The organism is Planktotalea sp., assembly GCF_018607995.1.
Classification (GTDB): Bacteria; Pseudomonadota; Alphaproteobacteria; order Rhodobacterales; family Rhodobacteraceae; genus Planktotalea.
Genome location: NZ_JABBAL010000034.1, coordinates 18983 through 44827, shown reverse-complemented (window position 1 = coordinate 44827; position 25845 = coordinate 18983). Strand labels below are relative to the sequence as shown.

Genomic DNA, 25845 nt, shown 5'->3' with positions numbered 1-25845 from the left:
CTCAGTTGAAAAAGAATAGTGATTTAGGTCAGAAAGGTTCATAACCGTTCAACTTTGAAGGATATCATAACCGCCAAATTAAGGCAATCGCACAAGTATCTTTTTAGAACTAACTTAAAAATAAGGGATAGTTATCATACAATAAAATCAATAATCTACACAAATTAATAAATTTAAGGATTGATTTTAAGTAACAAATTTTGAAATTTCTGGTGGTGTGTAGTGGTCTTGCAGCATACTATCGAATGCTAATATTGTTCAAGTATGAGCGAAATTCGTGAGGCACGCAAGTGAAGCAGTGGCATCTCATCCAATTTAAACCAAACGCACACCGGTTAGCAGAGCGTAATTTAAAGCGCCAAGACTTCGAAGTTTTTCTTCCTATGCAGGAAATTACTCGAAGAAAAGCATCACGTTTTGTGTCAGACTTAAGGCCACTATTCCCAGGCTACATGTTTGTTGGCGTTGATAGTAGTGCAGCGCCGTGGCGCACAATCAACAGCACGATTGGAGTTTCCCGTCTGGTGAGCTTTGATGGCACCGTTAAACCTCTACCACTCCCGCTGATTTCGAGCCTGATGTTGCGCTGTGATACATCGGGAACGCTCTTACCACCAAAAACATTGAATGTTGGTGATACCGTAGATGTCCTGTCGGGGCCGTTTGCAAACTTGGTAGCGACTGTTGAGAAAGTAGATGCACAACAGCGCGTTTGGCTTTTGATGGAGTTCATGGGGCATGATGCAAGAGTTAACGTTACCGCAGATCAAGTGCAGGTTTCGAAATAGCTTGTGCGTAGTATTTACCCAGTCTTTTCAATTTGTTTAAATCTTTCCGGTCGTCCAGGTGGCTGTATGACTATATGCTTTTGATGTAGTTATATCGGGAGCAACATATTGCACCCCTTTCTATACAGATGAAAAGCCCGAGGAATATGAAACAGGTTAAGATTGATTGAGCATCTTAGACCCTATTTCGGGCAAAGAGGGTCACAGTCGTTTTGGCGGCTCCGATAGGGCTTGCTGCCTTAATACTAGCTCAGGAGCTGCCTGAAGCGGTTGGCACAGACAAATTATACCACGTGTTTGTATTTGCTGTTCTTATGCTCTTGTTGAGTTTTGCTACGCCGAATTAGTATCGGAAATACGTGGTATACGGGATCATGTTCGGCATCTTTATCGAGCTCGCGCAACCTTTTGTGAACAGAAGTGGCGAGGTAGGCGATGTGTTGGCAGATGCTTGTGCGATTGCGCTTGGATGTGCGGTGGGCTTTGTACCTGGATGAGTAGATTTTACTGCTAATTGGTAGGGTCAAAAGAGCTCTTTACGTCTTTTTCAAAGTTTCATTCTGCGGTTATTCGCTCAGTTTTCGGGTAAGAGGGCGGCGCAGTTTAGGAGCGAGCCACATGCCTGTCTTGTAAGTCGCAATAAAAATCATTGCAAAAAGACCCCAGGCCATTGCTGCGTTTCCATGATCAAGAGCACACATCACGCCTGAGATCATAGGTGCAACAACAAAAGGAAGCGTAATCAGTGTTGCCAACGGATTTGCGATCCATCGCTTCTTTCTGCCTAAAAGAACAATTTCCACACTGCGGATCACAAGCTGGTGAAAATGCAACCTGTCAGGCTGTGCGATTGGTTTACCGAGAGACAAACGCCGCATGATTGCTAGTAATGTGTCCGCAATTGGCCAGAAGAAGATGAGCAGCATTGCAAATGGGCTCACATTTGGAGCGTTCCACAAAATAGATACGGACACCCAGACGAGTAGATGACCAATTACGTAAGCTCCAGCATCCCCCAAAAAGATTTTGCCAAATGGAAAGTTGAAAATCAAAAAGCCTGTAATCGCAGCTGCAATTGTAAGAAGCATGTCGCGCTGCTCTGTGAGCCCTGATTGCTGTGCAATTGTTGCCAGCGCAAGAGCGGCTGCAAACGCTGTGAACCCTGCTAGCCCGTTGAGGCCATCGATAAGATTAAAGGCATGGCTAATGCCAACTGCTAGGAACAATGAAAATGCTACAGCAAAGGGTGACCACTGAAGTGCGATATCTAGACCTGGAATGCCAGTGTGCAGCACCCATTGTCCCATTAGTGCAATAAACACTGCGCCTGAGACTGTTGCGGCAAGCAGCCTTCTAAGTGGACTTGCTAGGTAACCAAGATCTTCAGCTAATCCGACAATAAATACAGGCATTGCACTGACTAGCAAAAGAAGGAATGGTTTCCAACTGTCTGCGCTGTGCGACAACGCTGCAGACACGACTAAAGCGATAACAATCGCAAGGCCACCAATGCGTGCAGTTGGATTTATGTGTAAGGCTTGTACGGCAGAAGTATCATTGCGTTTCAGATGCTGTTTTAGGGTGCGCGCAAACCAAACAATGATCAAAAAATTCGTGAGAGCTGATACGCCAAAACTCAAAGTTATCCATTCAAAAGGTACATTCAGCATTGAGAGGTCGCTCAGTTTTATCGATGATTAACCAGGCATATCCTGATATTATTGTGATACTAAATAGCCGAGACATGCTCAATGGCTTTGTTGCACCAATCCGATGATTGGCAGTCTTTACCTTATTCCGGACGGGTTTAGCTTACAGTCTCAGTGATAGGTATGCAAAGAGTAGTATAGCGATTGAGTAAGGCGATATGGATTTGGATCTCGGCAACCTGCCTGTCGAAGCCACTCGTCATGAGAGATCGCCCATCAGTTTCAGGCAGTGCATCCACTGATCGGCAGGGTTATGCGTAGCATGATCCCGAGAGGTTTGATCTCGACGCGGCACTTGCGGTGATATCCACTCCATTGTCTTCACAGCGTCCGGCCAAGATACCGCTGCGTAAGGGCGATGGTTCCAGTGCTCGTTGGCTTCCAAGGCGGTTGGTCGCCACATTGACGGCGTCGCGGAGGGTGCGAAGAAATGTGGTTGTGCGCAATCCAAACTCTTGCCACGACTACTTTGATCTGGGTTTTAGCCGTAGAGTTCACCCTTCAAGTCGATGAATAGCCTGGAACCTGTTATGTTGTTAAAACGAGCGCCCCACCAAACTCTTGCATGCACTTGCCCTTGGCTAGTGGGGGCAAGTGCAGATAATAGGTCTCTGAGTGTTAGTTCTTCATAAAACCTATACGTCCGATGCTGTCATAGGCCTCAAATCCTGCGCGCTTGGCGTCCTTGACGGAGTATACGTTGCGTAGGTCGGCCATATGCGGGACAGCCATTTTATTGGCCAACTTTTTCAGGTTCAGCCCGCGGAACTCGTTCCATTCGGTCAGCACTACTACAAGATCGGCGTTTTGGGCGGCTTTGTAGGGGTCTTCGATCCAGTGCACGCCAGGTAGGAGTGCTTCGCCTTCGTGTTTGCCTTGAGGATCGCACACGCGCACTTTGGCACCGCCGCCCACAAGCGCAGGCACGATCATCAAAGCAGGGGCGTCGCGCATATCGTCCGTGTCAGGCTTGAAAGTCACACCCAGTATCGCGATTACCTTGCCGTTGAAAGAACCACCGCAGAGGTCCTCGAGCTTGGTGATCATGCGGCGCTTGATCTCTTCGTTGACGGTGATGACCGTCTCGGTGATTTGCATAGGAACCGAGTGTTCCTGACCGATACGCGCGAGGGCTTTGGTGTCTTTCGGGAAGCACGATCCGCCATAGCCGGGGCCTGCGCGCAGGAATTTATCACCGATGCGTCCGTCCATGCCCATGCCTTTGGATACTTGCTTGACGTCCGCGCCAACCTTTTCGCAGAGCGCTGCGATTTCATTGATGAAAGTGATCTTGGTCGCCAAAAACGCGTTGGCCGCGTATTTGATCATTTCGGCGGATTCCAGGTCGGTGACAACAACGGGGAAGTCACGCAAAGATAGTGGGCGATAAAGTTCGTTCATCACCTCTGCGGCTTTGTCTGATTGCACGCCGATAACCACGCGGTCAGGGCGCATGAAATCGTCAATCGCTGCGCCTTCGCGCAGAAATTCAGGATTAGAGGCTACATCGAACTCAAGGCCTGGGTTGGCCTTGCGAATTGTCTGTTTGACAATGCGATTAGTGCCCACTGGTACGGTAGATTTGGTCACAACAACTAGGTAGTCTTTGGACATTTCTGCGATTTCCGTCGCGGCTGCCATCACATAAGTCAGGTCAGCATGGCCGTCGCCGCGCCGCATGGGCGTGCCAACGGCGATGAACACCACTTCTGCGCCCTCGATGGCGTCCGCAAGATCAAGCGTAAAGGACAAACGTCCCGCTTCCACGTTCTTGGCCATGAGCGCATCAAGGCTCGGCTCGTAGATTGGTACTTCGCCGCGCTCTAGCATTTTAATTTTCTGCGGGTCTTTATCTACACAAACGACGTTGTGACCGAAGTCCGAAAAACATACGCCAGAGACGAGACCTACATAGCCTGTCCCGATCATTGCGATTTTCATGGGGTATCCCCTCACTGCTTTGCTTCGGGGTTGGTATGACGCATTTGAGCGCAGCAGGTCAACGAGAAGACATGTGTCTGCGGTAATCCTGAATGCACTCGCAGGCAATGATATCTCTGTCTACGGCAAGGTCGGAAACGAGGTTAAGAATATCGACCTAGTCCGCATGATCTGCACGCACCTCGATGTGATGCCCCCCAAGGACACTTTTTACTCGATTAGATCACCTTCGTCACCGACTGCCCCGGCCATGACATGCGCAATGCGATTGATCCGACACGCATCTGCGATGAACTCGATTGGCACTCTCCTGTGACGTTGGAGCAAGGCCCAGAGAAAACTGTGTGCTGGCAACGCGACAACAAGGACTGGTGGCGTACTTTTTAAGATTGGTTCGGCATTGAAGCGTGGCTTGGATCAAGTTAAGTCTTAAAATGATGCCACATGACAGGGCAAGGGATGTTGGTTAAAAGACCACTTAAGTAACTTATTGGGCGTAAACTTTATGAACTCTTCTTTAGAGCAGCTTCAAGCAAGCGATGAAATTAATTTATTCGAATTGTTTTCCAACCTTTGGAAAAACAAGATAACCATATTACTAGTATCTTTTCTGTGCGGATGCTTGGCATTTGGTTTCCTCCTTCTGAAACCAGAAAAATATAGTGGAGAGTTTGTTCTTCGTGAGCCCACGGGACGTCAGGTAGCGGCATACGCGCCTTTGAATGATGGCATAAAAGCGTCTTATGCTGAGGTTCTTCAAAATGAAAAGCAAGATGGTGAAGTAACCGTTCAGTTTGAGATTACAACAGATGGTCTTTTTACTGAAATGGTGCGCGAACTTCAGGATTTCGAAGAGTTTGAAGCGGCATTAAAGCAGTATAATAGTGAATACAGAGACATGTCTGACGAAGAATTTTTTGAGGCCAGGAGCGGACTTATCTCCAACATCTCAATAGTTCCGGCAACAGAACTTGATCCTAATGCGCGCATAAGTTTTGAATGGGGCAATAAAAACCAGCTTTTAGATATTTTTGTGATGGCTCTTTTGAAGGCAGAGGAGAACGTGAATATCGGCCAGCTTAGAATGGTGAGTGATCTCGCTGACAATATCGAACGCAGAGCGCTTAATGAGCGCGCAAATCTAGATAGTAATTTGGATTCCGTAGAGGAGGCAGTTGATCTAGCAACGGCAGGTCGATTGCTATTTCTTAAAGAACAGGCCTCTATCGCCCGCGAGCTTGGCCTAGCGGAAAATAGTTTGACGAATAGCTATCAAGAAAATCTGTTTGCTACAGTATTAGACGACGGCACCATACTGCGTGACCGCCCTGAAACCTTATTTCTAAGAGGATTTAAGTCTTTGGAGAAGGAAATATACTTGATTGAGACCAGAGTGGGCGACGAAAAATACCTGCAAAATTCAGAATTTTTGAATGCTAAACGCAAAATATTAGTTCTCAAAAACGATGTGACTGTGAAGTCGTTCCGCTCATCAATTAAAGGCTCACCTTTTGCTTCAGGGGCAAAGATTTTTAATATAAGAAAAGAAGCCATCAGTGTCACAAAGGCGCGGAGCGACTCTCTCATTCTAGCGCTTTCGTTGATGTTGGGTTTTTTTGGAAGCTGTGTCTATGTGTTGATGCGTGACGCTTTTCAGCGCTATACCGCAAACGAGGCAGCGTAATGCGAATTTCGGCGTTTTTGAGCTGTATGGTTTAATGATTTAGGATTTTAACATGGACGGACGGCTTGCTGTACTCTTCTTCGCTGTTGGTTTGTTTGATATGAAGGCCAATGATTGCGATACGGGCTGCCTTACGCGCACGCCTGCGGAAGAGGCGCTATCTCTCTCTTTTGGCAATGTGATCTTCCAGGAAAAGAACATCGGGAGTGAAGTGTATTTGCGCTACGATATGGGTATCTCCTTCGGGCCGTTTCAGCCTGCGATGGGGCTGTCGGTGAGTGATAGTAACGACATTTGGCTCGGCCTTGGTGCCACTCATACGACCCGCTTTTGGCAACGTCCTTCTGGGGCCGGTGGCTATGCGCAGTTGCACTTTATGCCAGGTGTTTATGCGCAAGGAAACGGGCCTGATCTGGGTTATCCGATTGAATTCCGCTCTGGTGCCGAGATTGGCTATCAGGCGAAGAACGGTCTGCGTATGGGGGTGTCGTTCGATCACCGCTCGAATGGGGATATTTCATCGCTGAACCCGGGGCTTGAGACCTTTCAGCTCCGTGTGAGCGTACCGCTAAACTGATGTGGGGCTGGTTGTGAAGGTTTGCGACGGGCGATCGCCTTTCACTTGGTTGGCCAGTGGTGCGCAGATCTTGCTCAGAGTGCAGACGCGTCACGCGCAATTGCCTTTTTTCGAGTGGGGGGGTCGTTCAGCTCTCCGTCATCGATAGCGACGGCCGCGCTGTGCGCGCTACCATCAGGATTGACTAGAGTGCCTCGAGTGCAATCGCGATGCCTTGACCACCGCCGATGCACATGGTGATGAGTGCGCGTTTGCCGCCGATGCGTTCCAGCTCATAAAGGGCTTTTACGGTGATCAACGCGCCCGTTGCACCGACCGGATGACCCAGCGCGATCGCACCGCCATTCGGGTTCACTTTTGCAGGATCAAGGCCAAGACCTTTGTTCACTGCGAGTGCCTGTGCGGCGAAGGCTTCGTTGCTTTCGATTACATCGAAATCCGTGATGCTGAGACCTGTTCGCGCCAATAGGTTTTCTACCGCAGGAACAGGACCGATACCCATGACTTCGGGTCGCACGCCTGCATGCGCATAGCCTAAAACGCGCGCACGTGGTTTGAGACCAGCTTTGCTAGCAGCGGAAGCGGTTGCCATGACAATCGCAGCAGCACCATCATTGATGCCAGAAGCATTGCCTGCAGTGACTGTGCCGTCTTTTTGAAACACTGTGCGCAACCCTGCGAGCGCTTCTTCAGAGGTTGCCTTGGGGTGCTCATCAACAGCGAAATCGACCATGTCGCGTTTCACTTTGATTTTGACCGGGGTGATCTGGCTTTTGAAATAGCCTTGCTCAATCGCGTTGGCCGCGCGGGCTTGGCTAGTCATTGCGAAAGCGTCTTGTGCAGCGCGCGAAATATCGTGTTCCGCAGCCACGTTTTCAGCGGTGACACCCATATGACCGGTACCAAATGGACAGTTCAAAGCACCGAGCATCATGTCGAGCGTGCGCGTATCGCCCATCTTTGCGCCCCAGCGTTGATCGGGGATCACAAAGGGAGAGCGTGACATATTTTCAGCGCCACCCGCGAGTGCGAAGTCCGCATCGCCCAGCATCAGGGATTGAACCGCAGATACAATCGCTTGCGCGCCGGAGCCGCACAGGCGGTTGACGTTCATCGCAGGGGTTGTGTCGGGGATGCCCGCATCAATAGCGGCGACACGGGAGAGGTACATGTCGCGCGGTTCTGTGTTGATGACATGGCCGAAGACCACATGGCCGATCTGCGCGGGGTTGACGTTAGCGCGGCTGAGTGCGGCTTTGCTGGCGATCGTTGCCAACTCAATAGGCGGTGTCTTGGCGAGTGCGCCGCCAAATGTGCCGATTGCCGTTCGCGCGCCGTCGAGAATAACGATATCGTCTGACATGAGGGATCTCCTTGGCGTGATTTCGGGTGAGTATGCTTTTCGGCCGAGGGTTTGTCAGTTGGAACGGTACGTCAAATTGAGCTGCGCACAGGTTTAACCCGCCTTAACGGCGGGCAGGTTGGGGCGCTGCCCCAAACCCCGAGGTATTTTTGGACCAAAGAAGGAACTATTCGCCGTAGGGCACCCAAATTGTTTTCGTCTCGCTTGCAGCGCTTAGGAACTCGTGGGTGTTTGGTGTCGAGGTTTGCGCGTTGTTGACCCAAGTGCGTTTAAGATTGCCTGTTGAGTTGCGTTCGATCACTGCGGAAAGATCGCTAGAGGAGAAGCTCCAAACAGCGTCGATGTCATTATGTGCCGCAAGGTGGGGCGCGAGGTCTGTATGGCTGCCGGTTAGGATATTGACGACACCCGCGGGGACGTCGGATGTTTCCAGCACCTGGATCAGGTCCGTTGCCGCAAGAGGGTAGGGATCGCTGGCCACTAGAACGCAGCGGTCGCCCATTGCCATGGAAGCTCCAAGTGTATGGATCGCACCGAGGAGTGGGGTGTCGTCACTGCACAGCGCGCCGATAACACCGACGGGTTCATTCATCGCTAGCGCGATGCCTTTTATTGGAACGCCGCGCGCTGAACCGTCCCATTTGTCTGCCCATGCGGCGTATGTGAAGAGTGTGTTGAGGCTGTCTTCGACCTCGGCTTTGCCAGTGCGATTGCCCGTCATTGCATCGATGCGTTTTGCAAATTCATCTGCGCGAGCGGAGAGGTTTTCCGCCATGTAATAGAGGATCTGTGCGCGTAAGTGGCCTGTGGTTTTGGACCAGTTTTTCGCGGCTTGCGCAGCTTCGACTGCGTTGCGGATGTCTTTGCGATTGGCGAGGGAGATATCGCCGAGTTTTGCACCCTTTTTGGAAAAGACGGCTTTGGAATAGCCGCTATCAGGGCGTGCTTGTTTACCATTGATATAAAGCTTGGCCGTTCGATCAATTGGGTCCGTACCAGAGTCATTGCCTGTAAAAGGTTCGATCTTTGCCAGCGCTTTGCGCTTTGCTTTAGGCTTGGAGTAGGCGGTGAGGCCTTCCCAACCACCTTCGCGTCCGAACCCGCTTTCGCGCACGCCGCCAAAGGGGGCAGCAGCGTCAAACAGGTTCGTCGCATTCACCCAAACCACGCCAGCCACAAGTTTTGGCGCAACATCGAGCGCGAGATTGACGTTCTCGCTCCACACCGTCGCAGCCAACCCATAGCGCGTGTTGTTGGCAAGTTGTACCGCTTCCGCTGGAGTGCGGAAGGTGGTGGCGCAGAGCACGGGGCCGAAGATTTCTTCCTGCATCAGCGTTGCGGAGGGAGAAAGACCTGTGATCAACGTTGGTGGGTAGAAGCAGCCACCTTCCGGCATTTCGCAGGCGGCGTGATATGTGTTGCCCTCAGTATTTTCGCTGACCATCTTAGTGATCTGCGCCAGCTGCACCGGATCAACAATCGCGCCAACGTCGATGCATTTGTCCAAAGGATCGCCAATGCGCAAGCCATCCATGCGGCGTTTGAGTTTCGCATAAAACCGCTCAGCAACGCTTTCCTGTACCAGCAAACGAGACCCAGCACAGCAGACCTGACCTTGATTGAACCAGATCGCATCAACGAGACCTTCAACAGCACTATCCAGATCAGCATCATCAAACACGATATAGGGCGACTTCCCGCCCAGCTCTAAAGTCAGAGCCTTGCCGGAGCCAGCGGTCGCTTCGCGTATGCGGCGACCTACAGCGGTGGAGCCGGTAAAGGCGATTTTATCCACGTCAGCGTCAACGATGTGCTGGCCTGTTTCCCCATCCCCTGTGACAATGTTCACAACGCCCGCAGGCACGCCGGCCTCGACGCAGATCTCAGCAAAGATCATCGCTGTCAGCGTCGTATATTCTGCAGGTTTCAGCACAACGGTGTTGCCCATCGCTAGTGCAGGCGCGATTTTCCAAGCGAGCATCAAAAGCGGGAAGTTCCAAGGGATGATTTGCCCGCACACGCCTAGTGCTTCGCGCTCAGGCATTTCCTCGTCCATCAACTGCGCCATGCCAGCGTGATAGTAGAAGTGACGGATCGCCAAGGGGATATCGATGTCGCGGCTCTCGCGGATGGGTTTGCCGTTGTCGAGCGTTTCCATCACCGCAAGCAAACGCGCATGTTTCTGTATCAAACGCGCAATCGCATAAAGTACACGCGCCCGTGCAGGTGCATCTTTGGCCCATTTGCTTTGTGCGCGGCGCGCGGCTTTCACAGCGCTTGCAACCTCATCAGCGGTGCCTTTGGTCAGACCCGCGAGGCGCGCGCCTGTGGCAGGGTTGCGCAGCTCCAGATCATCGCGAAGGATGCCGAATGTGCCGTCAATGAAATGCCCTGCAAGGCCGCCGCGACTTTCGATCCACGCTAGCGCCTCAGCTGAGCTTTCAGGGGCAGGGCCGTAGTCCATTTTGTTCAGGCGCTCAGAAATTGTCATGGTAGTCTCCTTCAAGCCAGCGCGTGGCGGTAGCCGGCGGAATATGCGCCTGTGACGTAGTGTTCTAATTGGCGTTCGATATCATTGAGGAGTGACGACGCGCCAAAGCGGAAGAGATCGGGTTGCAGCCAGCGATCGCCCAATTCGTCTTTCATCAAAGCGAGATAGACGAGAGCGTCTTTGGCCTTGGAAATGCCACCCGCCGGTTTGTAGCCAACGCGAAAGCCCGTGCGTTCATGATAGTCGCGGATTGCGCGGATCATCACGAGCGAGACAGGAAGGGTCGCATTCACACTTTCTTTTCCAGTAGACGTTTTGATGAAATCAGCGCCTGCCATCATGCAAATCAGCGAGGCACGCGTAACATTGCGCAATGTACCCAACTCGCCTGTAGCGAGGATCGCCTTCACATGGGCATCGCCACAGGCGGCACGAAAGGCGCGCATCTCATCGTAGAGAGCTTGCCAATCACCTGCCAAAACATGGCGGCGGGAAATGACGATGTCGATCTCTGCCGCTCCTACTTTCACGCTTTCCTCAATCTCGGCCACACGCAGATGGAACGGTGACAGACCCGCAGGGAAACCAGTCGAAACAGCAGCGACGGGAATGCCGGAGCCAGCGAGCGCATCTACGGCCGTTTCGATCATATCGTGATACACGCAGATCGCACCCGTGTGCAGGCCGCTGATCCCAAGCGCGTCCTTTAGGTCATTGCGCAAAGGTGCGCGCGCTTTGGCGCATAGGCGGCGCACACGTTCAGCCGTGTCATCGCCAGAGAGCGTTGTCAGATCAATGCACTCGATAGCGCGCAGCAACCAGGCTGCTTGGTAGTCTTTCTTAACACTGCGCCGCCCCGGTAACGTTTTGGCGCGCCGCTCAATTGACGAGGTGTTGGCCTGCACAGAGCGCACCCAGCTCAGGTCCAGATCCATACCCGGATTTCTGGGTTCAATCGTGAGGGGCAAGTGGGACGTGGGTTGAACAGTGTGTGTGGACATATCGGGTCACTCCAAAGGAGAGGGGTTTTGCTTATCCTGTCACATGCACGGGGGGGCTTGGCAAGTATTCCCATTGGTTGAGAAGAACTATTTTGACCATTTGATCAGAAATTTATCGGCTTTATTGCGAGTAATTCGCAATTGCATTGACTTCTTGCGAACGACTCTCATATTCATAGTAAATGTCCAGAGATTCCATGACCTACAATCGCCGCTATTTTCTTACGATCCTTGCCAGCACGAGCGTCGCGCCACAATTTTCGTTGGCATCTGGCGCATTGGATATTATTGCGACAACAGGAATGATCGCTGACACTGCGCGTCGCATTGGGGGCAGCCATGTAAATGTGCGTGCTTTGATGGGTTCGGGTGTGGATCCGCATGCGTATCGTCAGACACGTACGGATATCACGTCAATGACGCGTGCGGATTTGGTGTTGTGGCACGGTCTTTATCTTGAGGCTCAGATGGAAGAGTTTCTAAAGAAACTCGCGCGTCGCCAGCCCTCTATTCCTGTTGCAGATGCGATGCCGCGTGAATTGCTTATCTCGCATGCAGATTATGACGGTCGTTTTGACCCGCACGTGTGGATGGTGCCAAAGCTATGGAGCAGTGTCGCGCAAAAGATTGCCCGCGTTTTGAGTGATGCGCGCCCTGATTTTGAGTATGAATTTGGTGCTAATTTGGTTGAATTCGAAGCTGAATTACGTGATCTTCAAACTTATGCTGAAACCGCACTTGCGACGGTTCCTGAAAGCGCGCGTGTATTGCTGACGGCGCATGACGCCTTTAGCTATTTTGGCAGCGCCTTCGGATATGAGGTGATTGGCATCCAAGGTATCTCTACCGAGAGCGAAGCAGGATTGAACCGGATTTCGACCCTCGTGGATATGCTGGTAGAACGCAAGATTGGCGCGGCATTCGTCGAAAGCTCCGTCTCGGATCGCAACATTCGTGCGTTGATCGAGGGCGCAGCAGCGCAGGATCACATAGTCGCAATTGGTGGCGAATTGTTCTCCGATGCGATGGGCGCTGATGGCACTTATGAGGCCACATATATCGGCATGATTGATCACAATATTACGACTATTGTCCAAGCGCTGGGCGGCACCGTGCCGAAGCGTGGCATGAACGGCAAATTGGTGGCGGGAAGCTAGATCATGACAGCAATTGAACTGGCGACATCTAACGGAACACTCATGGACGATCACGGCGCGGATGCAGCGCTTGCCATTCGTTCGATGACCGTAAGTTACGGCCAAAAGCCTGCGGTGTTTTCTGTCGATATGACGGTACCCAGGGGTTCTATGACAGCGATCATCGGACCTAATGGCGCGGGAAAATCCACGCTTTTGAAGGCTGCTTTGGGTGTGATCAAACCGCTTGCTGGGTCTGCGACTGTCTTTGGTCAACCTGTTGAAAACGCCCGTGCGCGCATCGCTTATGTGCCCCAGCGGGCAAGCGTGGATTGGGATTTCCCAACGCGTGTTTTGGATGTGGTTCTGATGGGTCTTTATCGTGAGCTGGGTCTGCTTGGCCGTCTGCGCGGAACGCACAAAACGCGCGCGATGGAGTGCCTAGAGCGCGTCGATATGCAGGACTTTGCCAAGCGTCAAATCGGCCAGCTCTCTGGTGGTCAACAGCAACGCGTTTTCTTAGCGCGTGCGCTTGCGCAGAACGCGGATCTTTACTTTCTCGATGAACCCTTTTCGGGTGTTGATGCAGCAACGGAGAAAGCCATCATCAACGTTCTGCAAGGTCTTCGCGCAGATGGCAAAACTGTCGTCGCCGTGCATCATGATTTGAGTACTGTGCCCGACTATTTCGACCGCGTTTTCCTGATCAACACGACCCGGGTTGCCGAAGGTACGGTGGAAGAGGCGTTCACGCCCCAGACCTTGCAAGAGGCTTACGGCGGTCGTCTCGCAATGGGTCAACTTGGTCAAACGGCGCTTGGCACGTAACCCATGCTTTGGCAGGCCCTAACGCTTCAGCTTGGCTATAACGCTACGCTCGTAACCCTTGGTGCGACTCTGTTGGGTGTTGCAGCGGGCGTCACAGGTACCTTTCTTTTCTTGCGCAAACGCGCTTTGGTTAGTGATGCGATCAGCCATGCAACATTGCCGGGTGTCGGCCTTGCCTTTATTCTGATGGTTGCGATGGGTGGTGACGGGCGCAGCCTGCTTGGCCTCATGCTTGGCTCTGCCGCGTCTGCGTGGATCGGCTTGTTGTGCATCAGTGCTTTGACCCGGCGCACACGGCTAGCAGAAGATGCAGCGATTGGCGCAGTGTTGTCTGTTTTCTTTGGTATTGGCATCGTTTTCTTGACGTTTATTCAAACGATGAGCGAGGGTCGTCAGGCGGGGCTTGAGGGCTTCTTGCTCGGCTCCACCGCCGGCATGCTTTATTCCGACGCGGTAATCATCGCCGTTGGCGGTGCCACTGTTTTGCTGGCGGTTACCGCTTTTCGCAGACCTTTAAGTGCTGTTGCGTTTGATCCTGAATTCGCGGCGTCAAGTGGTTTGAACGTGCCGCGTCTTGATCTGATCATGATGGGTCTAGTCATGGCGATCACGGTTGTGGGCCTCAAGATTGTCGGACTTATCCTAATCGTGGCCTTGCTGATCATCCCCCCCGTCACTGCACGCTTTTGGAGCGAACGAGTCACGGGTGTGCTCTGGGTCGCGGGCATCTTTGGCGGTGTCTCAGGCTACCTCGGTGCGGCCTTGTCGGCGATTGCGCCAGCGCTGCCGACGGGTCCTGTGATCGTTCTTGTTTCCTTCGCGATGTTCGCTTTGTCGCTCCTGTTTGCGCCCGCGCGCGGTGTTCTTGCAGCAGTGCTAAAGCACCTCTCTTTTCAAAGGCGTGTCCATGTGCGTCAAGGGTTGCTTGCCCTCGCGCAAGGCCAACCGATCTACGAAAAACTCACGCTTCGCCTATTGCGTCGCGCTGGACTTGTACGCGCCGATGGCGTTGCGACCAGTGACGGCAAAGCGCGCGCGGCCAAGGCGTTGCGTGATGAAACCCGTTGGCAAATGGCGCGCTCGCGGGAAGAGTTCGCATTGGCCGCAACATTCTACGATGGGCTGACAGAGATCGAAACGGTCCTCACAGGTGATCAGATCAACGAATTGGATCGCTTGATTGGTGCGCCAAAGGGGGTGCGGCCATGATGGGTGAAGAATTCGTAGCGCTGTCTTTGACGCCTATGTTGATCGGCACATTGGCTGCGATTGCCTGTGCGCTTCCAGGAAACTTCTTGCTGTTGCGGCGTCAAGCCTTGATTGGGGATGCGATCAGCCATGTGGTTTTGCCGGGCATCGTTGTGGCGTTCTTGATCACAGGCGTCATTGCCGCAGTGCCAATGATGCTTGGTGCGGCAAGTGCCGCGGTGGTGGCTGTGGTGATGATCGAAGCGATCCGTCGCCTTGGCCGGATCGAGCCGGGTGCAGCGATGGGCGTGACCTTTACTGCGATGTTTGCAGGCGGTGTTTTGCTGCTAGAGCAATCAGATACAAGCGCTGTGCATTTGGACGTTGAACATGCGCTATTTGGGAATTTGGAAAGCCTGATCTGGCTAGATGCAACAGGGTGGGCGTCGCTGCTTGATGTCGAGGCGCTTGCCTATCTTCCCGTTGAATTGCCCCGCTTACTGATCGTTTTAAGCGTCGTAGTGCTGTTCATATGGGTGTTCTGGCGTCCCTTGAAGCTCTCGACGTTCGATGAGAGTTTCGCGCAAAGCATGGGTATTCGCACTGGGCCACTTGGCTTTGCTTTGGTCATTGTCGCAGCGCTCGCCGCGGTTGCAGCTTTTGATGCAGTCGGGTCAATTATCGTGATTGCGATGTTCATTTGTCCACCAGCAGCTGCGCGGCTAATGACCAATCATCTTGGCACACAGGTCGCGTGGAGCGTTTTGTTCGCGACGTTGTCAGCCGTGATTGGATATGTGTTGGCAGGTTACGGCCCGCTCTGGCTTGGTGCGGATAATGCGGTCAGCGCTGCAGGCATGATCGCAGCGGTGTCGGGCGCAATCCTTGCGCTCACAGCAATTGTAGGTCCGCACAGATCAAGAAGCGGTGCGCCTGCCGAAGAGTAATTACTGCTTTCGGATCTTGATTTCGATACGTGCTTTATCAACGTCTGCTTGGCCTTCGTTTAAACGATCAAGACCGCGCACTTCGAGCACAACGAGGTCCTTTTTGGGCTTACACTTGGGTGTGTACATGATCTGATATCCACTGACGAGCGTGCCTGCGCAATCGCCTGATGGAAGTACTTTGGAGACCCAGAACCACTGAACTGTGCCCTTTTTGGGCTTTTTCTTTGCTTTGATGGAAAAGGATGTGTCTTGGCGGCACACGCCATCTGGCTCACGTTGGGTCCAATAAAAGAATGTTTCTTAATCGAACGTGCCGGACGAAATTGTCCGCTTCCAATTGAACTTATATTCTTTGGAGGCTGCAAATTGTGGGGCAACAGATGCGATTGTGGCGATCAACGCGTCGATGACAAATGGCTTCATACAAAAAACTCCCAGGCTGGTGTCAGCCTAGAAGTCTGTGTCATCTAAGTTCAAGCCGATAGAATTTAAGCGGCGGAAAGCCCCGAATCGAGCGCTGTGAGGATTGTTTGCACTTCGCTCTCAGAAATCGTCAGCGGCGGCGACATCAGAATGTTTGGTGGTCCCATACGTACCATTGCACCTGCCTCATAGGTGGCTTGCTGGATGCGTTTGACTGTGGCTGGATCTATCGGAGTTTTAGCCGATTTGTCAGAGACCAGTTCCATCCCTGTCATCAAGCCTTGCCCACCGCGCACATTACCTATGATGTCGTGCTTGGACGCGAGTGCTTGCAGGCCTTCATAAAGTTGCGTGCCGCGCGCAGCCGCATTGGCGCGCAGATCAAGACGCACGGTTTCAGCAAGACAGGCTGCGACCGCAGCGGCGCCAACAGGATGTGCAGAGTAGGTGTAACCATGATAAATACCGCCTTCCGCTGGATCGCTGTTCTCAAACACATCCGCGACTTTTTCGTTGAACAGCGCAGCACCAACAGGGAAGTAGCCAGAGGTGATGCCCTTGGCGGTGCTCATCATATCTGGTTTTACATCGTAGTGGCTTGAGCCAGACCAAGAGCCGGTGCGCCCGAAACCCGTAATGACCTCATCGGCGATCATCAAAATACCATGACGATCACAGACGTCACGCATAAGACCCATGAAACTCTCGTGTGGAACAATCACGCCGCCCGCGCCTTGTATCGGCTCCATGATAAAGGCGGCGATGGTGTTCGCGCCTTGGAACTGAACCTCATCCTCAAACGCGGCTGCGATGTTTTGCGCCAGTTGCGCAGGATCGGTCTCGTTGAAGGGATTGCGATAGGGATAGGGGCTGGGCAGGTGGAAACAGCCGGGCAGCATAGGTTCATAGCCGATGCGGAAACGGTTGTTGCCGTTAACGGATGCACCGCCGAAGTGTGTGCCGTGATAGCCCTTCTTGAGGGAGATAAACTTGGTCCGCGTTGGTTCGCCCCGCAGTCGGTGGTACTGACGTGACAGGCGCAGGCAGGTTTCGACCGAGTCAGAGCCGCCAGAGGTGAAGAACGTGCGCACCATGCCGTCGGGTTCAAAGAACTCGCGTACTGCGTATGAGGCCTCAATCGCAGGCGGGTTGGATGTTCCAGAGAAGGCCGAATAATAGGGCAGATCATAGAGCTGCTTGGCAATTGCATCTTTAATGACGTTGTTGGAATAGCCGAGGTTCACGCACCAAAGACCGCCAACAGCATCGACTGTTTTGTGACCGTCGAGATCTTCGATAACGACGCCTTCAGCCTTGGTGATAATTGCGGGCATGTTTTCATCAGAATTGTTCTGATGCCCCATCGGGTGCCAAATATGACGGGCATTGTTTTCGCGTAGGAAATTGTCGTCTTTCATAGCTGTTCCTCACCTTTTGAGTTGTGCTGAAGGATTTTAAGTGTCTGCTTGTTCACCGCCGCCTCATAACGGGGCATCATTTTGCGGATAGTGTCTATAAATTCTGTGTTTTCAAGCAAAGGTGTGTCCATTTCATGGAGAGGCGCGACCTCGACCATCACTTTACGATCCATTTCATCTAAGACAGCGACCATGTCAGCGGCTCTAGCTCTATCAAACCCCATGGCTTCAAATGCAGAGCGCGCCATGCGCAGGGAACTGTCTTAGGTATCGTGAATGATATCTTGGCAGCGCAGAGAAAGAAGAAGGCAAGGAGAAGTAAGTCGGTCAAATTGGTGACTTACAAAAAAGCAAATTTTATAAGGAAGTCTGAGCAGTTGTGTAGTCCAAGTCCAGAGGCATTTCTCAAAGGCACTTGGAGCGCGCAGGTATAGCGCCTATGTAGTGCACCTAGACTTCAGAAAGACACGTGCGCGATGGCCAAGCCCAAGGACAATCCAAACTACAAAGTGATCGCCGAAAACCGGCGTGCACGTTATGATTATGCGATACAGGATGACATTGAATGCGGGATCATTCTGCAAGGGTCTGAGGTCAAATCCCTGCGTGTGAATTCTGCCAATGTTGCTGAAAGCTACGCGGAAGTAAAAGATGGCGAGCTGTGGTTAGTGAACAGCTACATCGCGCCTTACGAGGCCGCGAAGACATGGGGCCACGAAGAACGCCGTCGGCGTAAACTGCTTGCTTCCAAGAAAGAGCTGGTGGGCATGTGGTCGGATACGCAGCGCAAAGGCATGACGCTTGTGCCGCTTGTGCTCTATTTCAATCACAAAGGGTTTGTGAAGTTGAAGATCGGCATCGCCAAGGGAAAACAAAATCACGACAAACGCGCCAGTGATGCCAAGCGTGATTGGGGTCGTCAAAAACAACGTTTGCTGCGTCACGCAGATTAAACTGCGTCTAAAACGTACAAGTTTTCCTTTGCTTTACCCATGACCTCCTGTGCAAGTAGTAATACTCAACAGGCGCGCATGGTACGGGCAGTACGTGCGTTGCTGAATATAACGGCCCGACGGGCAGGAATTATTATGGAACCTTTGATTGGTCTTACTTCAGGCGCAATCGGCGGCAACGTTGCTGGTGGTGTATTAAAGAACCTGAACCAAGGTACACTCATCGACTCAATCTCTGGCATCCTCGGAGGTGGTATCAGCGACGGCACAGTTCTTGCGGCCGTTGGGGTAGTCAAGAACATGATGGCGAAGTAATCGCGCCATTTGAGGAATCGCGGTTTCGCGGTGCCTGCACTTGCTACTGCGGTCCCTCGGCAGTAAGCAAGTTTTTAGACAAAAGAGGGCTTTTCACATGGCATTGGACGACCCGAAGACATTGGTTTCCACCGATTGGCTGGCAGCGCATATGCGCGACCCCGATCTGAGAATTATTGATGCGTCTTGGTATATGGCCTCTGAGGGCCGAGACGCGAAAGCGGAGTATGACGCAAGCCACATCCCCGGTGCGCGTTTTTTTAACATTGACGAAATAAGCGACGCGCGGTCTTCGCTTACCCATATGGCCCCCAGCGCAGAGAAATTCATGTCGCGCATGCGTGCGTTGGGCATCGGCGACGGGCATCAGATTGTTGTTTACGACGGCTCTGGCATTTTCTCCGCACCGCGCGTGTGGTGGCTGTTTCGCTTGATGGGTCAAATGGACATTGCGGTCTTGGATGGCGGAATGGTGAAATGGGTCGCAGAAGGGCGTGAGGTTGAAGATCTGGCCCCTGTTATTCGCGATCGCCACATGATGGTGCGGTTTCAGAACCAAATGGTGAAGGACGCAACGCAAGTTGCTGGTGCAGCAAAGCTTGGTGCACCTCAGATCGTTGACGCGCGTTCACCCGGACGCTTTTCTGGCGCAGAGGCAGAGCCCAGATCGGGTATGCGCGCTGGTCATATTCCGGGCTCTCTGAACGTGTTTTACAAAGATCTGCTTAACGCTGACAACACTATGAAAGAACCTGCTGCGTTGAAAGCAACCTTTGAAGCAGGTGGCGTTGATCTAAGCAAGCCTGTGATCAACACATGCGGTTCGGGCATTACTGCTTGCGTTCTTGCCCTTGCACTTGAGCGGATTGGGAAGAGCGACCATTCCGTTTATGATGGATCTTGGAATGAATGGGGCGCGGCCCCAACGATGCCTATTGCAACCGGAGAAGCCTGATGTTTGCTAACCTTAAAGAGCAACCTGTTGACAAAATTCTGTCCCTCGTCAAAGCCTACCGTGAAGATCCGCGGGATAGCAAAATCGACCTTGGTGTTGGTGTTTATAAGAACGCTGAAGGTGTCACGCCGATCATGGGTGCTGTGAAGCGTGCAGAGCAGCAGCTTTGGGAACTGGAAAGCAGCAAGTCCTATGTGGCTTTGGCGGGCGATCCTGCTTTCTCAACTGCAATGATCAATCTCGTTCTTGGGAATTCTGTTGCGCATGACAATATCGCGTCGATTGCGACACCCGGTGGCACTGGCGCGATCCGTCAAGCGTTCGAGCTGATCCAGATGGCCAATCCTGACGCGCGTGTTTTCGTCTCAAACCCGACGTGGCCGAACCATGTCTCGATGTTGAACTATCTTGGTATGACGCACGTGGCGTATCGCTACTTTGATAATGAAATGCGCGGCGTTGATTTTGACGGGATGATGGAAGATCTTAAGGACGTGAAGGCAGGCGACATCGTGTTGCTGCATGGCTGCTGTCACAATCCGACGGGCGCGAACCTGAATTTGACCGAATGGCAGATCGTTTTGGATCTGTTGAACAATATGGGTGCCATTCCAACGATTGACATCGCTTACCAAGGCTTTGGTGATGGCTTGGAAGAAGATGCCGCCGCCGTGCGTTTGATCGCCTCCTCTGTACCTGAATGCCTGGTGGCTGCGAGTTGCTCCAAGAACTTTGGGATCTACCGTGAGCGGACGGGTATTTTGATGGCTGTCTCGGCAGATGGTTCACAACGCGGTCGCAATCAGGAGACCTTGGCGTTTTTAAACCGTCAGAACTTTTCCTTTCCGCCCGACCACGGCGCGCGTTTGGTAACCATGGTTCTAAGCGATCCTGATCTGTATGCAGATTGGGTGAAAGAGTTGGAAGATGTGCGTCTAGGCATGCTTGGTTTGCGTGAACAGCTTGCAGGTGAATTGCAGCGTTTGAGCGGGTCTGATCGCTTTGGCTTTTTGGCGCAGCACCGTGGGATGTTTTCACGCCTTGGGACTACTCCTGAGATGGTGGAACGTCTGCGTGCAGAGCATGGGATTTATATGGTTGGCGACAGCCGTATGAATATCGCTGGCTTGAACGCGCAGTCTGTGCCGATCTTGGCGCAAGCGATTATCGACGTGGGTGTGTAGTCGTTTTTGAATGGGCATTGCCTATCCGACAGGCTGGGTGCTAGCCCCCAGACCCCCAGGACATTTTTGGAAATAGGAAGACTAAGGCACGAGTTTTTGGCGGCCTTGGTCTGTGAGTACGTGGACTTGCGTGTCTTTAAACACGGCAGTCGTTAGAGGTTTTCCATACCCTGCGCCAGTGTCGAGGTTAACGTGATTGCCTGCGTGCAAAGGAGCGGCGACGGGCGTGTGCCCGTGGACCACGAGCGCGCCGTGGTCGCGTCGGTTACTTGAAAACTCGTTTCTGATCCACACGAGATCGTCTTCGGCTTGGTCGTGAAGTGCGACACCGGGGCGCACACCGGCATGTGTGAAGAACAACGGGCCTGCAAAGATCGAAATTTCGCAATCTTGCAAAAAGCGGAGATGATGATGTGGGACTGCCTTGAGCGCGTCGGCGTGAACGTTGAACAGCCTGCGTTCCTCGCTTGCATCGACGCCGTAAGACGCGAGGGTTGTCGTGCCACCAAGTTTTTCGTGCAACCAATGGTAACCAATGAGTAAATAGGGATCATGACGTGGGATCGGTTCCATGAACCATTCGAACATGCGGTCGTGATTACCTTTGAGAAAGCGCCAAGGTTTGCCCGCTGCTTTGCCAGTTGCGAGACGCTCGATCACCCCTTTAGAATGCATACCGCGATCCACATAATCACCAAGGAAAATGATGTGTGCGTCCGTGCCGCCGTCGGCTTCTATCAGAGCAAGTGCGTTTTCCAGCATCTCGAGCTGGCCGTGAATGTCGCCAATGGCGTAAATGGGCTGTGTCATGTTGATAGCCCTAATGCAGAAAGGCCGCCCTGAGAAGAGCGGCCTCTACATTGCTTAAGCGATGTCAAACTCTAGCGGTTTGACTTGTGAGAACCTGCCTGTGCCATCAAGTGTTTTCAACACATCAGCAGGGATCGGATTGTCCACGTATAGGAGTGCGATCGCTTCACCGCCAACATCAGCGCGGCCAAGCGTGAAGTTCGCGATGTTCACGCCATTCTTGCCCATTGTGTTACCAAGGAGACCAATGATGCCCGGCACATCTTCGTTGGTTGTGTAGAGCATATGCGCGCCAATTTCCGCATCGATATTGATGCCTTTGATCTGGATAAAGCGCGGTTTGCCATCGCTGAAGACAGTGCCTGCGACAGACCGCTCGCGCTTCTCTGTGACGACGGTGACCTTGATATAACCATCGAACGTGCCGGATTTTTCCTGATTTGTTGTGCTGATTTTGATGCCACGCTCGGTGGCAATCACAGGGGCGGACACCATGTTCACATCGGGGTTCACCCGTTTCATTATCCCTGCGATGGATGCACAGTTTAGTGCATCAAGGTTCATCTGCGCAACAGAACCATCATAGAGGATGTTGATCGCTTTGATCGGTTCATCCGTCATTTGGCCAATGAACGCACCTAGATGACCTGCGAGAGATACCCATGGTCCCATGATTTTTGCTTCTTCAGCGGTGACGGATGGCATGTTGAGGGCGTTCTCGACAGCACCTGTGTTGAGGTAATTCGACATTTGTTGCGCGACTTGCAAAGCGACGTTTTCCTGCGCCTCCGTCGTGGCCGCTCCCAAATGCGGGGTGCACACAACGTTAGGCAAATTAAAGAGTGCATTTTCTGTCGCAGGCTCTTCCTTGAACACATCAAAAGCCGCGCCAGCGATGTGGCCGGACTTTAACATATCAGCGAGCGCTTTCTCATCAACAAGACCACCGCGTGCGCAATTGATGATGCGGACACCTTTCTTGGTCTTGGCGAGGTTCTCACGGCTGAGGATATTGGCGGTCGCATCAGTGAATGGCACATGCAAGCTGATGAAATCGGCGCGGGCGAGAAGTTCATCCAGCTCGACCTTTTCGACGGCCATCTTCTCGGCTTTCTCTTCACCAAGAAATGGATCGTAAGCGACGACCTTCATCTTCAAGCCACGTGCGCGGTCACAGACAATGCCGCCAATGTTGCCTGCTCCAATGACGCCAAGCGTTTTGTTGGTCAGCTCAACACCCATGAATTTAGATTTTTCCCATTTGCCTGCGTGTGTCGATGAACTTGCTTCTGGGATTTGACGTGCGACAGCGAACATCATTGCGATTGCGTGCTCGGCGGTGGTGATCATGTTGCCAAACGGTGTGTTCATCACGATCACACCTTTTTTGGAGGCGGCGACCTTGTCGATGTTATCGGTGCCGATGCCTGCGCGCGCGATGACCTTGAGATTGGTTGCTGCGTTCAGGATTTTTTCGGTCACCTTTGTAGCGGAGCGAATCGCAAGGCCATCGTATTGACCGATCACTTCGGCCAGCTTGGCTTTGTCTTTACCCAGCTCGGGTTGGAAATCGACATCAATGCCAGCATCGCGGAAAATTTGAACAGCGGATTCGCTGAGTTTGTCAGAAACGAGTACTTTGGGAGCCATGGCGTTGGTCCTTTTATCAATCTTTTGGGGGAATGGTGCGTGGATCGTCCACGCACCTTATGTGTTTTACGCGGCTGTGATTTCGGTCTCGAATGCGAACGCCAACCAAGGCAGCATCGCTTCGATATCCGATGTTTCGACCGTACCGCCGCACCAGATGCGTAAACCCGCAGGGGCATCACGATAGCCACCTATGTCGAGCGCTACGTTCTCAGCTTCCAAGCGTTTAGCGATGGCTTTTGCGAAAGCCACGCCTTTTGTGATGCGATCATCCGTGAACTTCAAGCACACGGACGTATTTGAACGCGTCGCAGGATCTACAGCGAGGAAATCAATCCAATCATTCTCCGCGACAAAGTTGGTCACGGCAGCCGTATTTGCGTCTGCGCGGGCAATGAGGCCCTGCAAACCGCCGACTGAACGCGCCCATGTTAGCGCTTGCAGGTAGTCTTCAACCGCTAACATGGAGGGCGTGTTGATTGTCGCACCTGAGAAGATACCGTCGATGAGTTTGCCACCTTTAGTCAGTCGGAAGATTTTGGGGAGTGGCCATGCTGGTGTGTAGCTCTCAAGGCGAGCAACAGCGCGTGGGCTTAGAATGATCATGCCATGTGCGGCTTCGCCGCCGAGGACCTTCTGCCAAGAGAAGGTCGTCACATCGAGCTTGTCCCAAGGCAAATCCATCGCAAAGGCGGCGGATGTTGCATCGCAAAGCGTTAAACCATCACGATCAGCGGGAATAACGTCGCCGTTGACGAGGCGCACACCGGAGGTGGTGCCGTTCCAAGTGAAACAAACATCATTGTTGAAATCGACCGTGCTGAAATCAACAATCTCACCGTAGTCCGCAGTTTTCACAGTCGCGTCCAGCTTGAGCTGTTTGACCGCATCAGTCACCCAACCCGCACCGAAGCTTTCCCATGCGAGCATTTCAACGTGACGCTCGCCTAGAAGGTTCCACATGGCCATCTCATAGGCACCAGTGTCAGAGGCGGGCACGATGCCGATTTTGTAGTCAGCCGGTACGCCCAAAATCTCACGGGTCTCTTCGATCGCGGCCTTAAGCTTGTCCTTGCCAACAGCAGCGCGGTGCGAACGGCCAAGGGCAGCGTCAGAAAGCGTGTCGAGCGTGAATGTGGGGGGTTTGGCACAGGGGCCAGAAGAAAAACGCGGATTCGACGGTCGCGCGACCGGTACTTGAATAGCCATAGCTGGTATCCTCACAGATATATGCCCTTCGTTGGGGAAGGGTGTCCCGCCGCCGGGCTTATGGGGCGCGACGGTCGAATGCAACGCGAAAATTAATCAAATGCGAAGAATCTGCGTTTGTTTGCCTCATGGGCGTCGATAGGGGGAACACCACCTGTCACATTTCGTGAGGTAACGTCAGCCTGAGTTACGCTTTAGGCTGGCCTTATTTTCAAAGGTATTGGTTGGTTCAAAACGCGATTTTTCTCTCTTCTTTTAATTGCTCTATTTTTAGCAAACAGCGCCCAAGCCTTTTGTGGGTTCTACGTCGCTAAGGCAGTGGGTCGCTCTACAATCATTCCTCCAAGGTCTTCTTTGTACGGAATGGGTGCAATTCTATGATCACCATGTCTTCGGGTTATCGCGGTGCTCCGTCTGACTTTGCGATGATCGTGCCAACGCGCAAAGTCTTGCATCGAGATCAAGTGCGCGCGGATGATGCCAAGATCATCACGCATCTTGATTCGTACACAGCACCACGTTTGGTTGAATATTTTAACGAGGATCCTTGCGCGCCAATAAAACTGGAAACACCTATCATTGTAGAAGAAGCCACGCAGCGGCGTGGTGCGAAAAAGCAGCCTACAATCTGTAGTTGCGCGTGTGCGCAGGGTGTCGCGATCAAAGCGCAGTACGCGGTTGGACAACATGACATTTTGATTCTCAAAGCGAAGCAGTCAGATGGCTTGACGACGTTTTTAAAGGGTGAAGGATACAAGTTGCCGCAAGGCGCGGAGCCGGTGCATGCAGACTATATCGACAATGGCATGAAGTTCTTTGTGGCCAATGTGAACCTCGCGCGCCATGCAGCGGGTGACTCGCGAGAGTTGCCACCTTTGCAAATCTCTTTTTGCTCAAAGCCTTTCATGTTGGCGATTCAATTGGGCAAACTCAATGCTGACAAAGTGCAGGATGCTTTATTTTTCATGCTGTCCCGCGAGGGCAGGATCGAGGTTGCGAATTACAAAGCGAAGGCGCTGCCGACCGACACGGATTTGCCTGTATTTATCGAAAAGTATTCTCGCGGTTTTACCGTGACATGTTTGGAAAAACTGTTGGCCGCACCGGTGGTATTGTCATGGAATACGCGTGGGACATGAGCCGGTGCGACCCTTGCGCCGCCGATCCTTTTAAGCAACAAAGAGCTGCGCGCGTTGGGTGTTCGCTGGCCGCGGGGTGAAGGTACGCCGCAGAACGTTTATGTGACGCGCCTTCATGCGCAGTATTCCAAGG

General features: G+C 52.5%; 24 protein-coding genes and 2 pseudogenes. 13 read left to right on the top strand and 13 right to left on the bottom strand.

The features are described from left to right. Positions 1-290 precede the first annotated feature (290 nt). On the top strand, positions 291-788 hold the full coding sequence (locus tag QZ280_RS14485; protein ID WP_293445460.1) for a transcriptional activator RfaH: 498 nt from the start codon (positions 291-293) through the stop codon (positions 786-788). Positions 789-1354: 566 nt separating this feature from the next. Here the strand turns inward: QZ280_RS14485 and QZ280_RS14480 are convergent. From QZ280_RS14480 to QZ280_RS14470, 3 genes and pseudogenes are all read right to left on the bottom strand, one after another. Then, on the bottom strand, positions 1355-2458 hold the full coding sequence (locus tag QZ280_RS14480) for a glycosyltransferase (RefSeq protein ID WP_293445458.1): 1104 nt from the start codon (positions 2456-2458) through the stop codon (positions 1355-1357). Positions 2459-2595: 137 nt separating this feature from the next. Beyond that, a pseudogene (locus QZ280_RS14475) lies at positions 2596-2842 on the bottom strand (hypothetical protein); the annotation flags it as partial. 273 nt (positions 2843-3115) lie between these two features. Continuing rightward, positions 3116-4438, bottom strand: coding sequence for a UDP-glucose/GDP-mannose dehydrogenase family protein (locus QZ280_RS14470; RefSeq protein ID WP_293445456.1), 1323 nt, complete (start codon positions 4436-4438; stop codon positions 3116-3118). Positions 4439-4693: 255 nt separating this feature from the next. On the opposite strand from QZ280_RS14470, the gene QZ280_RS14465 reads away from it, so the two are divergent. The 3 genes from QZ280_RS14465 to QZ280_RS14455 all read left to right on the top strand — a co-directional run bounded on the left by QZ280_RS14465 (position 4694) and on the right by QZ280_RS14455 (position 6699). Further along, the gene (locus tag QZ280_RS14465) at positions 4694-4825 is read left to right on the top strand and encodes a hypothetical protein (protein WP_293445454.1); all 132 of its coding nucleotides are present in this window, start codon (positions 4694-4696) and stop codon (positions 4823-4825) included. A gap of 118 nt (positions 4826-4943) precedes the next feature. Next, the gene (locus QZ280_RS14460; RefSeq protein WP_293445452.1) at positions 4944-6122 is read left to right on the top strand and encodes a Wzz/FepE/Etk N-terminal domain-containing protein; all 1179 of its coding nucleotides are present in this window, start codon (positions 4944-4946) and stop codon (positions 6120-6122) included. A 52-nt stretch (positions 6123-6174) separates the two neighbouring features. Then, the gene (locus QZ280_RS14455) at positions 6175-6699 is read left to right on the top strand and encodes an acyloxyacyl hydrolase (protein ID WP_293445450.1); all 525 of its coding nucleotides are present in this window, start codon (positions 6175-6177) and stop codon (positions 6697-6699) included. A 184-nt stretch (positions 6700-6883) separates the two neighbouring features. Here QZ280_RS14455 and QZ280_RS14450 read toward each other — a convergent pair whose 3' ends face one another. From QZ280_RS14450 to deoC, 3 genes are all read right to left on the bottom strand, one after another. After that, entirely contained in the window at positions 6884-8062 is a 1179-nt protein-coding gene (locus QZ280_RS14450; protein WP_293445448.1) for an acetyl-CoA C-acyltransferase family protein, read from the bottom strand. Positions 8063-8228: 166 nt separating this feature from the next. Further along, the gene (locus QZ280_RS14445) at positions 8229-10553 is read right to left on the bottom strand and encodes an aldehyde dehydrogenase family protein (protein WP_293445446.1); all 2325 of its coding nucleotides are present in this window, start codon (positions 10551-10553) and stop codon (positions 8229-8231) included. An 11-nt stretch (positions 10554-10564) separates the two neighbouring features. Beyond that, complete coding sequence (gene deoC / locus QZ280_RS14440) at positions 10565-11554, bottom strand: deoxyribose-phosphate aldolase (RefSeq protein ID WP_293445444.1); 990 nt, start codon at positions 11552-11554, stop codon at positions 10565-10567. 197 nt (positions 11555-11751) lie between these two features. Here deoC and QZ280_RS14435 point away from each other — a divergent pair, with 197 nt between their 5' ends. Genes QZ280_RS14435 through QZ280_RS14420 form a run of 4 tightly spaced genes read left to right on the top strand, consistent with a single transcriptional unit; the run spans position 11752 to position 15653 of the window. Beyond that, positions 11752-12711 carry a zinc ABC transporter substrate-binding protein gene (locus tag QZ280_RS14435; RefSeq protein WP_293445442.1) on the top strand — a complete coding sequence of 320 codons (960 nt, stop codon included), beginning with the start codon at positions 11752-11754 and terminating at the stop codon, positions 12709-12711. Positions 12712-12753: 42 nt separating this feature from the next. Then, complete coding sequence (locus QZ280_RS14430) at positions 12754-13518, top strand: metal ABC transporter ATP-binding protein (RefSeq protein WP_293445596.1); 765 nt, start codon at positions 12754-12756, stop codon at positions 13516-13518. A 3-nt stretch (positions 13519-13521) separates the two neighbouring features. Continuing rightward, positions 13522-14727 carry a metal ABC transporter permease gene (locus QZ280_RS14425; RefSeq protein ID WP_293445440.1) on the top strand — a complete coding sequence of 402 codons (1206 nt, stop codon included), beginning with the start codon at positions 13522-13524 and terminating at the stop codon, positions 14725-14727. Continuing rightward, positions 14724-15653, top strand: a complete 930-nt coding sequence (locus QZ280_RS14420) for a metal ABC transporter permease (RefSeq protein WP_293445438.1) — start codon at positions 14724-14726, stop codon at positions 15651-15653. Before QZ280_RS14425 ends, QZ280_RS14420 begins: the two co-directional genes overlap by 4 nt. Here the strand turns inward: QZ280_RS14420 and QZ280_RS14415 are convergent, their stop codons facing one another. From QZ280_RS14415 to QZ280_RS14400, 4 genes are all read right to left on the bottom strand, one after another. Further along, positions 15654-15917 (bottom strand): hypothetical protein, encoded by a 264-nt coding sequence (locus QZ280_RS14415; protein WP_293445436.1) that lies wholly within the window; start codon positions 15915-15917, stop codon positions 15654-15656. 39 nt (positions 15918-15956) lie between these two features. After that, positions 15957-16079, bottom strand: a complete 123-nt coding sequence (locus QZ280_RS14410; protein ID WP_293445434.1) for a hypothetical protein — start codon at positions 16077-16079, stop codon at positions 15957-15959. 65 nt (positions 16080-16144) lie between these two features. Beyond that, positions 16145-17497 carry an aminotransferase class III-fold pyridoxal phosphate-dependent enzyme gene (locus QZ280_RS14405; protein WP_293445432.1) on the bottom strand — a complete coding sequence of 451 codons (1353 nt, stop codon included), beginning with the start codon at positions 17495-17497 and terminating at the stop codon, positions 16145-16147. Then, positions 17494-17745, bottom strand: a complete 252-nt coding sequence (locus tag QZ280_RS14400; protein WP_293445430.1) for a hypothetical protein — start codon at positions 17743-17745, stop codon at positions 17494-17496. Before QZ280_RS14400 ends, QZ280_RS14405 begins: the two co-directional genes overlap by 4 nt. A 228-nt stretch (positions 17746-17973) precedes the next feature. Between QZ280_RS14400 and smpB the strand changes: the two genes are divergently transcribed. From smpB to QZ280_RS14380, 4 genes are all read left to right on the top strand, one after another. Beyond that, a complete protein-coding gene (gene smpB, locus QZ280_RS14395) occupies positions 17974-18450 on the top strand; it encodes an SsrA-binding protein SmpB (RefSeq protein WP_293445428.1) in 477 nt (158 codons plus the stop codon). Between the two features lie 135 nt (positions 18451-18585). After that, positions 18586-18765 carry a hypothetical protein gene (locus tag QZ280_RS14390; RefSeq protein ID WP_293445426.1) on the top strand — a complete coding sequence of 60 codons (180 nt, stop codon included), beginning with the start codon at positions 18586-18588 and terminating at the stop codon, positions 18763-18765. A 97-nt stretch (positions 18766-18862) separates the two neighbouring features. Further along, a complete protein-coding gene (gene sseA, locus QZ280_RS14385) occupies positions 18863-19720 on the top strand; it encodes a 3-mercaptopyruvate sulfurtransferase (RefSeq protein ID WP_293445424.1) in 858 nt (285 codons plus the stop codon). After that, positions 19720-20904: an amino acid aminotransferase gene (locus QZ280_RS14380; protein ID WP_293445423.1), complete on the top strand. Its 1185-nt coding sequence runs from the start codon at positions 19720-19722 to the stop codon at positions 20902-20904. The genes sseA and QZ280_RS14380 overlap by 1 nt, the downstream gene beginning before the upstream one ends. An 81-nt stretch (positions 20905-20985) precedes the next feature. On the opposite strand, the gene QZ280_RS14375 is transcribed toward QZ280_RS14380, so the two are convergent. From QZ280_RS14375 to QZ280_RS14365, 3 genes are all read right to left on the bottom strand, one after another. After that, positions 20986-21714 carry a metallophosphoesterase family protein gene (locus QZ280_RS14375; RefSeq protein ID WP_293445422.1) on the bottom strand — a complete coding sequence of 243 codons (729 nt, stop codon included), beginning with the start codon at positions 21712-21714 and terminating at the stop codon, positions 20986-20988. Between the two features lie 54 nt (positions 21715-21768). Beyond that, complete coding sequence (serA, locus tag QZ280_RS14370; protein ID WP_293445421.1) at positions 21769-23364, bottom strand: phosphoglycerate dehydrogenase; 1596 nt, start codon at positions 23362-23364, stop codon at positions 21769-21771. Between the two features lie 66 nt (positions 23365-23430). Beyond that, positions 23431-24573, bottom strand: coding sequence for a phosphoserine transaminase (locus QZ280_RS14365; RefSeq protein ID WP_293445420.1), 1143 nt, complete (start codon positions 24571-24573; stop codon positions 23431-23433). Between the two features lie 338 nt (positions 24574-24911). On the opposite strand from QZ280_RS14365, the pseudogene QZ280_RS14360 reads away from it, so the two are divergent. Beyond that, positions 24912-25712 (top strand): annotated as a pseudogene (locus QZ280_RS14360) (DUF2330 domain-containing protein); the annotation flags it as partial. Between the last annotated feature and the right edge of the window lie 133 nt (positions 25713-25845).